Source organism: Actinomyces timonensis, assembly GCF_040702965.1.
Classification (GTDB): domain Bacteria; phylum Actinomycetota; class Actinomycetes; order Actinomycetales; family Actinomycetaceae; genus Actinomyces; species Actinomyces timonensis_A.
This window is the reverse complement of record NZ_CP159989.1, coordinates 541105-553745: the sequence shown is the minus strand read 5'-3', so window position 1 is coordinate 553745 and position 12641 is coordinate 541105. Positions and strand designations below refer to the sequence as shown.

At 71.8% G+C, this 12641-nt stretch carries 8 protein-coding genes and 1 pseudogene; all 9 read right to left on the bottom strand.

Annotated features, from left to right (window positions below):
* Nucleotides 1-194: 194 nt before the first annotated feature.
* Nucleotides 195-1299: pseudogene (locus tag ABXS69_RS02385) on the bottom strand (polyprenyl synthetase family protein).
* The gene (gene nuoN, locus ABXS69_RS02380; RefSeq protein WP_366181009.1) at nt 1296-2888 is read right to left on the bottom strand and encodes an NADH-quinone oxidoreductase subunit NuoN; all 1593 of its coding nucleotides are present in this window, start codon (nt 2886-2888) and stop codon (nt 1296-1298) included. Before nuoN ends, ABXS69_RS02385 begins: the two are co-directional and overlap by 4 nt.
* Nucleotides 2885-4435, bottom strand: a complete 1551-nt coding sequence (locus ABXS69_RS02375) for an NADH-quinone oxidoreductase subunit M (protein WP_366181008.1) — start codon at nt 4433-4435, stop codon at nt 2885-2887. Before ABXS69_RS02375 ends, nuoN begins: the two co-directional genes overlap by 4 nt.
* Nucleotides 4436-4449: 14 nt before the next feature.
* Complete coding sequence (nuoL, locus tag ABXS69_RS02370; protein WP_366181504.1) at nt 4450-6459, bottom strand: NADH-quinone oxidoreductase subunit L; 2010 nt, start codon at nt 6457-6459, stop codon at nt 4450-4452.
* A gap of 19 nt (nt 6460-6478) precedes the next feature.
* The gene (gene nuoK / locus ABXS69_RS02365; protein WP_366181007.1) at nt 6479-6778 is read right to left on the bottom strand and encodes an NADH-quinone oxidoreductase subunit NuoK; all 300 of its coding nucleotides are present in this window, start codon (nt 6776-6778) and stop codon (nt 6479-6481) included.
* Nucleotides 6775-7791 (bottom strand): NADH-quinone oxidoreductase subunit J, encoded by a 1017-nt coding sequence (locus tag ABXS69_RS02360; protein ID WP_366181006.1) that lies wholly within the window; start codon nt 7789-7791, stop codon nt 6775-6777. Before ABXS69_RS02360 ends, nuoK begins: the two co-directional genes overlap by 4 nt.
* Nucleotides 7788-8474: an NADH-quinone oxidoreductase subunit NuoI gene (gene nuoI, locus ABXS69_RS02355; RefSeq protein ID WP_366181005.1), complete on the bottom strand. Its 687-nt coding sequence runs from the start codon at nt 8472-8474 to the stop codon at nt 7788-7790. The genes ABXS69_RS02360 and nuoI overlap by 4 nt, the downstream gene beginning before the upstream one ends.
* Nucleotides 8467-9888, bottom strand: a complete 1422-nt coding sequence (nuoH, locus tag ABXS69_RS02350) for an NADH-quinone oxidoreductase subunit NuoH (RefSeq protein WP_366181004.1) — start codon at nt 9886-9888, stop codon at nt 8467-8469. Before nuoH ends, nuoI begins: the two co-directional genes overlap by 8 nt.
* Entirely contained in the window at nt 9885-12638 is a 2754-nt protein-coding gene (locus ABXS69_RS02345) for an NADH-quinone oxidoreductase subunit G (protein ID WP_366181003.1), read from the bottom strand. Before ABXS69_RS02345 ends, nuoH begins: the two co-directional genes overlap by 4 nt.
* Nucleotides 12639-12641: the final 3 nt, after the last annotated feature.

The window sequence follows — 12641 nt, the reverse complement described above, 5'->3', positions numbered from 1 at the left end:
AGCCGTGGGGCCCGCTTCGCGCTTGGAGGAGGGGGCGCGGACGACGGGCGGGCAGGCGCGCCTTTGTCCGGGGCCGTCAGATCAGCCCCTGAGAGCATGCTGGCGTCAGCAACGATGAAAGGGCCGGCCCGCCCCCTGAAGCAGCCGGCCCCCAGCCCCGCCTCGCCAAGGCCCAGGCGCTCGGAAGACCGTCCTCAGGCGGCGCGGTCGACGAGCTGGCGGGCGAAGTCCTCGAGCAGCCCCCGCACCACCCGGGCGCGCTCCCGGGCATCGGCCAGGGCCGCCTCCAGATCGTCCCCGGCCAGGCCGCCTGAGGCCAGGCGCTCGCGGGTCGCAGCGAGAACGGCCTCCTCCAGGCCCTCCAGGCCGGCGATGGCGTCGTCGGCCCAGGACACCGCCATCTGCCGGGTGCGCTGAAGAACGGGGTGGGCGCGCAGGCGCGCGACGACCCCGGCGAGGACCGCGGGATCGCGCAGGTCCGCGGAGGACAGGTCGGAGAGGATCGACTGGCCCGCGGCGTCGCTTCCCCGCGGCCAGGGCGGTGCGCAGCAGGAGGACGGGCATGGTGTCCACGCCCTCGAGGAGGTCTGTTCCTGGGGTCTTGCCGGTGGTCTCGGAGTCGGAGGCCAGGTCGATGACGTCGTCGGCGAGCTGGAAGGCGATGCCGATCCGCTCGCCGAACTCCTCGACGATGGCCTCGACCTCGGCGCCCGCGCCTGTGAGCATGGCGCCGTAGCGTGCGGACACTGCGATGAGGGAGCCGGTCTTGTCCGCAAGCACCTGGATGTAGTGGTCCACCGGGTCGGTGCCCGTGGGACGGCCGAGGGTCTCGTGGAGCTGTCCGGTGCACAGGCGCTCGAAGGTGCGCGCGTGGGCGAGGGTCGCCTCAGGGCCAAGAGCGGCGATGAGCTGGGAGGAGCGGGCCACGAGGATGTCGCCCGCGAGGATGGCCGCCGAGTTCCCCCAGACGGTCTGGGCGCTGGGGGCGCCGCGGCGCAGCGGGGCGTCGTCCATGACGTCGTCGTGGTAGAGCGTGGCAATGTGGGTGAGCTCCACGGCCACGCTCGCGTCCCTCACCGCCTCACCGGTGGCGCGCTCGGGATCGCCGAGCTGGGCGGTCAGGAGCACGAGGGCGGGGCGCAGGCGCTTGCCCCCGGCCCGGGCCAGGTGGGAGGTGGGAGGGTTGATGGTCTCGTCGGCGTTGCTGACGATCGCCATGAGCCGCTCCTCCACGGCGTCGAGGGCGGGGGCCATGCGGCCCTCGAGTTCCGGGGCGCTCAACGGCAACGGTGTGGTCACGGGATGAGCATAGCCGCATCGCCGAGCACCGTGAGCGCCCCCTGGGGCAGGACGCCCAGGGCGATCGTGGCCAGGGCGGCCATGGTGATCGCTGCCGCGGCCATGCCCTGGGAGTCGACGACGGTGACGCCCTCGTCCTCGGGGGCGCGGAAGTACATGAGCACGACGAGCCTGAGGTAGAAGAAGGCCGTGGCCGCCGAGCTCGCGACCGCGATGACGACGAGCCAGGTCGCCCCGCCGCCGACACCGGCGGCGAAGAGCTGGAACTTCGCGATGAAGCCACCGGTGAGCGGGATGCCCGCGAAGGACAGCAGGAAGATCGTCATGGAACCGGCGAGCCAGGGGCTGCGACGGGCCAGGCCCCGGTAGTCGTCCAGGCCGGTGGCCTCGGCTCCCGCTCCCCCGCCGTGGGACTCGCGCACGAGGGAGATGACGCCGAAGGCGCCGACCGTGGCGATGCCGTAGGCCAGGGAGTAGAAGAGGATCGCGGTGATCGCGCGCTGGTTGTAGGCGATGATGCCGATGAGCATGTAGCCGGCGTGGGCGATCGCGGAATAGGCGAGCATGCGCTTGACGTCGCGCTGGACGATGCCGACGACGGTGCCCACCACCATGGTGAGGATGGCGATGGCCCATAGGAGCGGGGCGAGATCCCAGCTCAGCCCCCCGCCGACCATGTAGAAGAACCGCACGAGGGCGAGGAAGGCGGTGGCCTTGACCCCGGCGGCCATGAAGCCGGTCACCGGGGTGGGGGCGCCCTGGTAGACGTCCGGGCTCCAGGCGTGGAACGGCGCGGCGGCGATCTTGAACAGGAGGCCCACGAGCACGAGGGTGACGCCGACGAGCACGAGCCAGTCGACGCCCGCGATGGCGCCGTCCACGGCCGAGGCGAGCCCCGGCTGAACCCTGACCCCGTTCTGGAGGTCGTTGTAGAGCACGGAGCCGGAGGCGCCGTAGAGGAGGGCCGAGCCCATGAGGAGGAAGGCCGAGGCGAAGGCGCCCAGGACGAAGTACTTCATGGCGGCCTCCTGGCTGAGCAGGCGGCGGTGGCGGGCCATGGCGGCCATGACGTACAGCGGCAGCGAGACGAGCTCGAGCATGACGAACAGGGAGATGAGATCGCTGACCACCGGGAAGAGCATCATGCCGGCCAGTGAGAACAGCGTGAGGGGGAAGACCTCGGTGGCGACCCACCCGGCGTGGATGGACTCGCTCTCCTCGGCGCTGCCGGGGCGGTCGGCGGCCTGCGCGGCGAACGCGGAGTCTCCGATCTCGGTGCGGTCCGAGATCACGAGGATGGACAGCAGGCCGATGATGAGCAGGACGCCCTGGGCCGCGATGCCGAAGTTGTCCTCGTTGAAGCCGACGACGGGGTAGCCGGGCGCCCTGCCGTCGACGACGGCGCTCCACCGCCACACGATGGCGACGATCGCGCCGAGGATGGCCAGGACGGCCAGCGTCGTCTGGGCGAGGTGCCGGGCGCGGCGCGGCATGAGGGCCTCGATGAGCACGCCGAGGATGGCGGCTCCCAAGATGATGAGGACCGGGACGAGGCCGGCCCACTGGATGGACGGGGCGGTGAAGCTCACTTGCTGCTCCCTTCCGTGACGGGGGCCGTGGCGGCGGGTTGAGAACCCGCCCCGGTCATGGTGGCGGCGGTCTGGGCCCCGACGCCGTCGAGGATGCCGGTCAGGGCGGCAGGCGCCAGGCCGAGGACCAGCATGGCGACGAGGACGGGAGCGACGACGACGCGCTCACGGCCGTCGAGGTCCTGGCTGCCGACGCGCTCCGGGGCCGGCGCCCCGGTGAACACCCTCTGGTAGGGCAGGAGCATGTAGACGGCGGCGATGATGACGCCCAGGAGCGCGAGGAGCCCGTAGACGGGCGCGGCCGAGAAGCTGCCGTTGAGGACCATCCACTCGGGGATGAATCCGGACAGGCCCGGCAGGGCGATGGACGCCAGCCCGGAGAAGAGGAAGGTCCCGGCGATGAGCGGCATGACGCGGGCGATGCCGCCGAGCTCGCTGATGCGCGCGGTCCCGGTGCGCCGGGCCATGAAGCCGGTGATGAGGTAGAGGCCGGCGATCGACAGCCCGTGGGCGACCATGTAGACCATCGCGCCGACGGCGGCGATCTGGTTGCCGATGAAGATCCCCAGCACCATGAAGCCGAAGTGGCTGATGGATGTGTAGGAGATGAGGCGGTAGAGGTGGTCCTGGCCGATGGCGGCGAGCCCGCCGTAGATGATGCCGACGATCGCCAGGGGCAGGATGACCGGCGCGGCCCAGCGGGAGGCCTCGGGGAAGAGAGGCAGGAGGATGGCGATCATCCCGTATGTGCCGATCTTGTCCAGCACGCCGATGAGCAGCACTGAGGTGCCCGGGGTGGCCTGCTCGGCGGTGTCGGGCAGCCAGGTGTGCACGGGCACCATCGGGGCCTTGATGGCGAAGGCGATGAGGAAGGTGACGAAGATGCCCCGGGTGACGCCCGTCGAGGAGGTAAGCCCCTGGGACAGGTTCTGGATGAGGTAGTTGCCCTCGCCGCCGGGGCCGTGCACGGCCAGCGCGACGACGCCGATGAGCATGACGAGGCCGCCGGCCAGGGAGTAGAGGAGGAACTTGATGGCGGCGCGGTGCCGGTCGGGCCCCCCGTAGCGGCCGATGAGGAAGTAGACGGGGATGAGCATCGCCTCGAAGACGAGGTAGAAGAGGAGGACGTCTCGCGCGGTGAAGATGACGATGATGAAGGCCTCAAGGGCCAGGATGAGCCCGGCGAAGCCTGCCTGGTCGTCCGCGGGGATCTCGCCCCAGGAGGCCAGGAGCACGATGGGCACGAGGAAGACTGCCAGCAGGAGCATCGCCAGGCCGAGGCCGGTGACGCCCAGCGCCCAGGATGCGCCCATGGCCGGGATCCACTGGCGGGTCTCGGCGAGCTGGTAGACGGTCCCCGCGTGGGGGTCGAAGAGGCTGGCGGCCCAGACGCCCAGGCCGAGCTCGACGAGGGCGATGGCCAGGCCGAGGCCGCGCGCCTGGCTCCGCAGGGCGGGAATGGCCAGGAGCAGGGCCCCGATGAGGGGGACCAGCACCATGATGGAGAGCACCGGGTAGGGGCCCGTGGCGACGGTGAGTGTCTGCATGTGGCGGTGTCCTCTCAGAACCTGGTGGCCAGGACGACGATGAGGGCCAGGACGGTGCCGGCCGCCATGTAGCCGGCGTAGGAGCGCACGTACCCGGACTCGGTGCGGCCCACGAGCCGGCCGAGCGCCGCGGTGCCGCTGGCCAGGCCCTCGACGGCGCCGTCGACGACGTAGCGGTCCGAGGCGGTGGCGGCCAGGACGAGGCCCTGACCGGGCCGCATGGCGATGGCCTCGTTGATCGCGTCCTGGTGCATGTCCTTGCGCGCCGCCTCGACGAGCGCGTTGGAGGGCTGGACGACGGTGTCCACGGGGCGGGCGGCGTACATGCGCCATGCGGCGAGCGCGCCCACGATGACCAGGGCCAGCGTGGCGCCCATGATGATGGTCGCGGGCAGCACCGGCTCGCCGTGCTCGGCGTGGCCGATGACCGGCTCGAGCCAGGTGACGAAGATGTCCCCGGTGGCCAGGGCGCCGCCCAGGCCGATGGAGAACACCGACAGGATGAGCAGCGGGAGGGTCATCATCCATCCCGACTCGTGCGGGTGGACGGGGCCCTCGATGTCCTTCTCGGTGGTCCAGCGGGCCTTGCCGTGGAAGATCATGAAGAAGAGGCGGGACATGTAGAAGGCCGTGATGCCAGCGCCCACGAGAGCGATGGAGCCCAGGACCCAGGGCCTGGCGCCCTCGCCGATGAAGGCGGCCTCGATGATCTTGTCCTTGGACCAGAAGCCGCTGAAGGGCGGGATGCCGAGGATCGCGAGCCAGCCGATGCCCATGGTGGCCCAGGTGATCGTCATGGCGGCGCGCAGCGCCCCGAAGCGGCGCATGTCGACCTGGTCGCCCATGGCGTGCATGACGGAGCCCGCCCCCAGGAACAGCTGGGCCTTGAAGAAGCCATGGGTGAGGAGGTGGAAGATCGCGAAGGCGTAGCCGATGGGGCCCAGGCCGGCGCCGAGCATCATGTAGCCGATCTGGCTCATGGTGGAGGCGGCGAGCACCTTCTTCATATCGTCCTTGGCGCAGCCGATGATCGCGCCCAGAAGGAGGGTGATCGCGCCGACGATCGCGACCGCGAGCTGGGCGCTGGGGGCGCCGCCGTAGATGGCGCCCGAGCGCACCATGAGGTAGACGCCGGCGGTGACCATCGTGGCGGCGTGGATGAGGGCGGACACCGGCGTCGGGCCGGCCATCGCGTCGCCCAGCCAGGCCTGCAGCGGGAACTGGGCGGACTTGCCGCAGGCGGCCACGAGAAGGAAGAAGCCCATGGCCGTGAGCCACCCGGTGGTGACCCTGCCGCTGGCGGCGGCCGGAAGGACGGCGTCGAAGGCCACGGAGTGAACCTGGGAGACCATCGCCATCATGGCCGCGAGGAGACCCATGTCCCCCACGCGGTTCATGATGAAGGCCTTCTTGGCCGCGGTGGCGTTCTCCACGCTCTTGTCGCGCGCGGCGCGCGGGTCGTCCGCGTCGGCGGTGTTCCAGAAGCCGATGAGGAGGTAGGAGGCCAGGCCCACGCCCTCCCAGCCGACGAAGAGGGTGATGTAGGAGTCGCCGAGCACGAGGGTGAGCATCGCGGCGATGAAGAGGTTGAGGTAGGCGAAGAAGCGGCGGCGGTCGCGGTCGTGGCTCATGTAGGCCACCGAGTACAGGTGGATGAGTGAGCCGACGAAGGTGACCAGGCCGACGAAGGTGAGGGACAGCGGGTCGATGCGCAGGCCGACGTCAACGCGCAGGCTCCCGGCGCTGAACCAGTGCCAGAGCTTGGCGCTCATGATCCGCTGGCCCTCGGCCATGCCCGCGACCTGGGCGATGATCGTCAGCCCCAGGACGGCGGTGAGGACGGCGGCCGCCAGGCCCAGCCAGTGGCCCCAGGAGTTGGAGCGGCGGCCCACGAGCAGCAGGATCGCCGCGCTGGTGGCGGGCACCGCGATGAGGAGCCAGGCCAGCGCGGCGGCGCCGGTGGCGGCGTGGGTGGCGTGCCCGGCGGAGACAGCGGGTGCCAGTGCGAGGGGAAGTGCGCCCATCATGCTCACGTCAGCCCCTTCAGTTCTTGAGCAGGTTGATGTCGTCGACCGACACTCCCCTGCGGGTTCGGAAGATGGACACGACGATGCTCAGCCCCACGACGACCTCGGCGGCGGCCACGACGATGACGAAGAAGGCAAAGATCTGCCCAGTCAGGTTGCCGTGGACGCGTGAGAAGGTGACGAGCACGAGGTTGACGGCGTTGAGCATGAGCTCAACGCCCATGAGCTCGATGATCGCGTTGCGGCGCAGCAGCACGGTGAGCGCGCCGAGGGAGAACAGGATGATCGCCAGGATGATGTAGAACCCGATGCTCACTTGTCCTCCTCCTTCGCCTCGGTCTGGCTGGGATCCGCGCCCGTGGCCTCGGGAGGGGCCGGGGCGGCCATGGGCTGGATGACCACCGGGGCCGGGGCGGCCATGGGCTGGATGACCACCGGGGCCGCGGCGCCGGGCATGGAGGCCATGCCGGATTGGGCGACGCGCGCCCCGGCGCGGGCGCTGATCAGGTTGGCCCGGGCGGCGGCCGCGGTCTCGGGCGAGACCTCGGCGAGCTCATAGCCGAGCCCCCGGGCGCGCAGGACTCGGGGGATGGACTCCTCGACGGCGGTGCCATCGGCGTCCAGGGCGGGGGCGGCGGCGGAGTTGGTGGCGGCGTAGACACCGGGCATGGGCCGCTGGCCGGGGTGAGTGCCCTTGATGGCGTAGTCGCGCAGCTTCTCCTGGGCGATCCTCGCCTGGGAGCGCTTCGGGCGGATGCGCTGGCGGTGCGTGAGGGCCAGCGCGCCCACGGCCGCCACGATGAGGAGCATCGCGGTGAGCTCCATGGTGACCACGTGACGGCTGAACAGGGCGGCGGCGAGCTCAGCCGGATCGGCGGCGGAGCCGGAGTCGAGGCCGCCGGGGCGGGGCAGGACGGTCCGCCAGACCGTCACGCCGAGGGCGCCCGCGAGAGCCGCCCCGACGAGGACGATGAGCGGGACCTGGGACCTGGAGGAGGTGGCGCCCACGGGCTCCTCGCCACCGACTCCGACGAGCATGATGACGAACAGGACGAGGGTCATGATGGCGCCGGTGTAGACCACCACCTGGGTGACGCCCAGGAAGGGGGCCTCGTTCGCGATGTACAGGATCGCCAGGCCGATCATGATGACGATCATGTTGACCGCGGCCGCGACGGCGCGCCTGGCGGTCAGCAGGCCGACGCCGCAGGCGATGGTCACCAGCGCGACGACGCCGAAGAGGATCGTCTCGCCGAGGGTCACCGTCCCGGAGCCGCTGAGGGCCGCGGGCGCGGGCGCCAGCGGGAGGAGGAGGGTGGGTGAGCTCATCGCACGGCCTCCTTCGGCCTGGCGGGGGCCTCCACGACCTTCGCAGTGACGAGGGTCGGGTCCTCAGGCCGGTGGGCGCGCACCCAGTCGGCCTGCGCCCGCGTCGGCCCGGTGACGGCGCCGCGGTAGTAGTCGCCGTCCTCAGTGCCCTCGACCATGGGGTGCGGGGCGTCCAGGGCGCCGTCGGGGACGGGGGCCAGGAGGTCGTTCTTCTCGTAGATGAGGCCGGTGCGGGTGGGGCCGACCATTTCCTCGATCTCGTGGGTCATCGTCAGGGCCCGGGTGGGGCAGGCCTCGATGCACATGCCGCAGAAGATGCAGCGCAGGTAGTTGATCTGGTAGACGCGGCCGTAGCGCTCGCCGGGCGAGTACTGCGCGCCGGGGGTGTTGTCCGCGGCCTCGACGTAGATGGCGTCGGCGGGGCAGGCCCAGGCGCACAGCTCGCAACCGATGCACTTCTCCAGCCCGTCGTCATAGCGGTTGAGCTGGTGGCGGCCGTGGTAGCGCGGCATGAGGTTGGCCGGCTCGAAGGGGTACTGCTCGGTGACCGTGGGCCGGAACATCGAGGAGATCGTGACCCCGTACCCGGCCACGGGCGCAAAGGCCCGGGCCAGGGGGCCGGGAGCGTCGCGCAGCCACCGGTCGTGCTCAGAGGCGCGCGGGGTGGGGTTCTGGTCAGTCATCGGTCCCCTCCTGGGAGGTCGCGGCGGGCTGGGCGCCTGCGGGTCCGACTGCGGCGCCCGCTGGTGCGAGGGAGGCGGCGGCCGCCGCGGCGCGGCGGGCCCTGGGCGTGACCGGCAGGCTCTGACCGGGCAGCGGCGGAACGGGGTAGCCGCCCGCGTAGGCGTCGAACTCCTCGCCGGGGGCCACGAGGTCGCCAGCGCCCTGGCCCGCGCGGGAGCCCTCGGCCGCGCCGTCGTCGCCGGCGGGCAGGAGGAACAGGATGAGCATGGCCACGAGGAAGACGACGGCCAGGACCATGAGCAGGCCACGGGTGGAGCCGCCGGAGAAGGCGCGGTAGCCCTGGACGACGGCCACCAGGACGAACCATCCCAGGGAGACCGGGATGAGGAACTTCCAGCCGAGCTTCATGAAGTGGTCGTAGCGGATGCGCACGAGGGTGCCCCGGGTCCAGATCATGAAGAACATGACGGTCCAGACCTTGGCGATGAACCAGAGCATCGGCCACCAGCCCTCGTTCGACCCGGGCCACAGCCATCCGAAGCCGGAGTGCCAGCCGCCCAGGAACAGGGTGACGCACACGGCCGAGACGTTGAACATGTTGATGTACTCGCCCAGGAAGTACCAGGCGAACTTCATCGAGGAGTACTCCACCATGTGGCCGGCGACGAGCTCGCCCTCGGCCTCAGGAAGGTCGAAGGGCAGGCGGTTGACCTCGCCGACCATGGAGACGACGTAGATGAGGAAGCTGGGGATCATGGCGACGCCCCACCACAGCCTGTCCTGCGCGGCGACGATCCCGGACGTGGACATCGTGGCCGAGGCGAGGAAGACCGTGAGGATCGACAGGCTCATGCTCAGCTCGTAGGAGATGACCTGCGCCGCGCTGCGCACGGCACCCAGCAGCGGGTAGGTGGAGTGGGTGGACCAGCCGCCCAGGATGATGCCGTAGACGCCGAAGGAGGTGACGGCCAGCACGTAGAGGATCGCCACCGGGAAGTCGGCCATCTGCAGGGGCGTGTGGTGGCCGAAGATGGAGACCTCGGGCCCGAAGGGGATGATCGCGTAGACCATGAAGGCCGTGAAGGCCGTGAGGATCGGGGCCGCCAGGTAGAGCAGCTTCTCGGCGCCGCCGAGCCAGAAGTCCTCCTTGAGGATCAGCTTGGTGGCATCGGCGATCGCCTGGAAGAGCCCGAAGGGGCCGTTGACGTTAGGGCCGGGGCGCGTCTGCATGCGGGCCAGGCCGCGGCGCTCCACCCACAGGACCATGATGACGGACAGGATGAGGAAGGCCAGGAGGAAGAGGGCCTTGATCAACGTGAGCCACCAGGTCTCCCCGCTGAAGTCGGCCTTGCCCCCCCCGCTCGCGGCGACGGGCATCGCCGCCGGGGCGAGGATGAGTGACGCGGTGCTCATCGGACCACCTCCGCAGTGGGCGTGTTGGGCTGGGCGGCGCTGCCGGAGGACCCGGCCGCACCGCTGATCGGGAGCGACACGCGCACGGGCGAGCCGTGGCGCGCGCCGAGGCTCTGGCGCACGGTCGAGCCGGCCGAGCACTCGGGGAGCCAGACGACGCCGTCGGCGACTCCGCCGATGACCGCGGGCAGCGCGATGGCACCGGTGCTGGTGGACACCTCGACGACCTGACCGCCGGTGACTCCCAGCCGGGAGGCGAGGTCGGCTCCGATGCGGGCGACGGGGCGCAGGGCGGTGGCGGCCAGGAAGGCCTCGCCGTCCTGGAGACGACCGGCGTCGAGCATGGGCTTGTGCGTGGCCAGCACCGCGGGCAGGCCGGAGGGGCCCGACGACGTCGCGTCGGACTCGCCCCCCGTCTCCTCGGCGGGGGCCTCGCTGAAGGTGACCGCGGGGCGGGCCCCGGCCCACAGGCCCAGGCCGGCGAGCTCGGCGTGGAGGGTCTCGAGGCTGTCCACACCCAGGTCCGCGCCCATCTCGGCGGCGAGCATGCCCAGGACCTGGCGGTCGGTGCGGGTGCGCGAGACGTGGGCCTGCCCGAAGGGGCGCACGCGCCCCTCCCAGTTGACGAAGGTCCCGTTCTTCTCCACGGGCGGCGCCACGGGGAGGACGACGTCAGCGTGCTCGGAGACCTCTGAGCGGCGCACCTCCAGCTGCACGGTGAAGGCGGAGGCCCCCAGGGCCGCGCGGGCCAGGCCCGGGTCGGGGAAGTCGCGCAGGTCGACGCCGCCGATGACGAGCCCGCCCAGCGCGCCGTCGGTCAGCGCGGTGAGGATGGCGGTGGTGTCGCGGCCGGGGGCCTCGGGGAGGGGCCGGGCGTTCTCACCGGTGGTGGGGATCCCCCAGGCGGCGGCGACCTGCTCGCGGGCGGCGGCGTCGGCGACGGGCCGCCCGCCGGGGAGGAGGAAGGGCAGGGCGCCGGCCTCGATGCCCCCGCGCTCGCCGGCGCGGCGCGGCACCCAGGCCAGGCGCGCGCCGGTGGCGGTGGCCAGGGTGTCGATGGTGGTGAGCAGGCCGGGGACGGCGGCGGCGCGCTCGCCGACGAGGATCGTGGCGCCGTCGGCCTTGAGGGCCTCGACGAGCGCCGGGTGCGTCTGGGCCAGGAGGGCGACGGCGCGGGCCTCCTCGCCGGGGGCGACGAGGATGGGCTCGGCGCTCATCTTGGCTTGGCCGGGGGTGAGCGCGCTGGTGAGGGAGGCGACCTTCACGCCGCCCGCGCGCGCGCCCTTGCGCAGGCGCAGGAAGAGCGAGCCGCACTCGTCCTCGGGCTCCAGGCCGACCAGGAGGACCTGGCCGGCGGTCTCGAGGCTGGTGTAGGTGACGGCGCCCAGGCCCGTGCCGGCCACGCGGGCGGCGAGGAAGGTGTCCTCCTCGGCGCTGTGGTCGCGCACGCGCTGGTCGATGTCGTTGGTGCCCAGCACGGCCCGGGCGAAGCGGGACCAGGCCCAGGCGTCCTCCAGCGTGAGGCGCGCGCCGGGCAGGAGCCCGACCCCGCCGTCGGCGGTGGCGCGGGCCAGTCCCCGGGCGGCCACGTCGAGGGCGTCGGACCAGGAGGTGGGGACCAGCTCGCCGGCCTCGTCGCGCACGAGCGGCGTGGTCAGGCGGTCGGGGGCGGAGGCCCACTGGAAGGCGAAGCGGTCCTTGTCGGTGATCCACTCCTCGTTGACCTCGGGGTCGTCGCCGGCCAGGCGGCGCAGCACGACACCGCGGCGCATGTCGACGCGGATCGCGGAGCCGGAGGCGTCGTGCTCGGTGATCGAGTCCGTGGACACGAGGTCCATGGGGCGCGAGCGGAAGCGGTAGCAGGCGCTGGTGAGCGCTCCGACGGGGCAGATCTGGATGATGTTGCCGGAGAAGTAGGAGGCGAAGGGGCGCCCGGAGACGTCGAGGTCGCCGCGGCCAGGGTCGATCGGCCCGGGCGCCAGGCCGTCGGCGGCGCCGGGGTCGCCGGAGGGGCCCGCGAGGCCCTCGGCGGGGGTGAGGCCGTGCGCGCCGCGGATCGCCCGGACCCCGGGGGCGGGGGACGCGTCCGGATCGAGGAAGTCGAGGACGGTCGAGTCGAAGCGGCCGATCTGCTCGGAGTAGAGGCCCCCGCTGTGCCCATCGGTGGCGGGGTGTCCGCCGCCGCGCCCCTGGAGGGCGATGAAGCGGTCCCCGGCGATCTCGTCGGCGAAGCGCACGCAGCGTTGGCACAGGATGCAGCGGTCGCGGTCGAGCAGGACGTTGCTGGTCAGGCGCAGGGGCTTGGGGAAGGTGCGCTTGACATCGGTGAAGCGGGTGACGGACTGGGCGCCGGTGCTCATGAGCTCCAGGGCCTGGTTCTGCAGGGGGCACTCACCGGCCTTGTCGCAGATGGGGCAGTCCAGGGGGTGGTTGATGAGGAGGAACTCCATGGTTCCGGCCTGGGCCTTGGCCGCCACCGCGCTGGTGGCCTGGGTGGAGATCTCCATGCCCTCGGTGGCGGTCATGGCGCAGGAGGGCTGGGGCTTGGGCATGGGCCGGACATTGCCCTCGCGGTCCGGCATGGCGACCTCGACGAGGCACTGGCGGCAGTTGGCCGAGGGCCCGAGCAGGGGATGGTCGCAGAAGCGCGGGATGCGCACACCGATCTTCTCCGCGGCGCGGATGAGCAGCGTTCCCTTGGCGACCTCGACGGGGACGCCGTCGATCGTGATGTTGACCGTCTCAGTCATGAC

Bases quoted from the DNA above. Each gene is read 5' to 3' on its own strand.
- ABXS69_RS02375 (WP_366181008.1), bottom strand. From the start codon at position 4,435: ATGCAGACACTCACCGTCGCCACGGGCCCCTACCCGGTGCTCTCCATC.
- nuoL (WP_366181504.1), bottom strand. From the start codon at position 6,459: ATGGGCGCACTTCCCCTCGCACTGGCACCCGCTGTCTCCGCCGGGCAC.
- ABXS69_RS02360 (WP_366181006.1), bottom strand. From the start codon at position 7,791: ATGAGCTCACCCACCCTCCTCCTCCCGCTGGCGCCCGCGCCCGCGGCC.
- nuoI (WP_366181005.1), bottom strand. From the start codon at position 8,474: ATGACTGACCAGAACCCCACCCCGCGCGCCTCTGAGCACGACCGGTGG.
- nuoH (WP_366181004.1), bottom strand. From the start codon at position 9,888: ATGAGCACCGCGTCACTCATCCTCGCCCCGGCGGCGATGCCCGTCGCC.
- ABXS69_RS02345 (WP_366181003.1), bottom strand. From the start codon at position 12,638: ATGACTGAGACGGTCAACATCACGATCGACGGCGTCCCCGTCGAGGTC.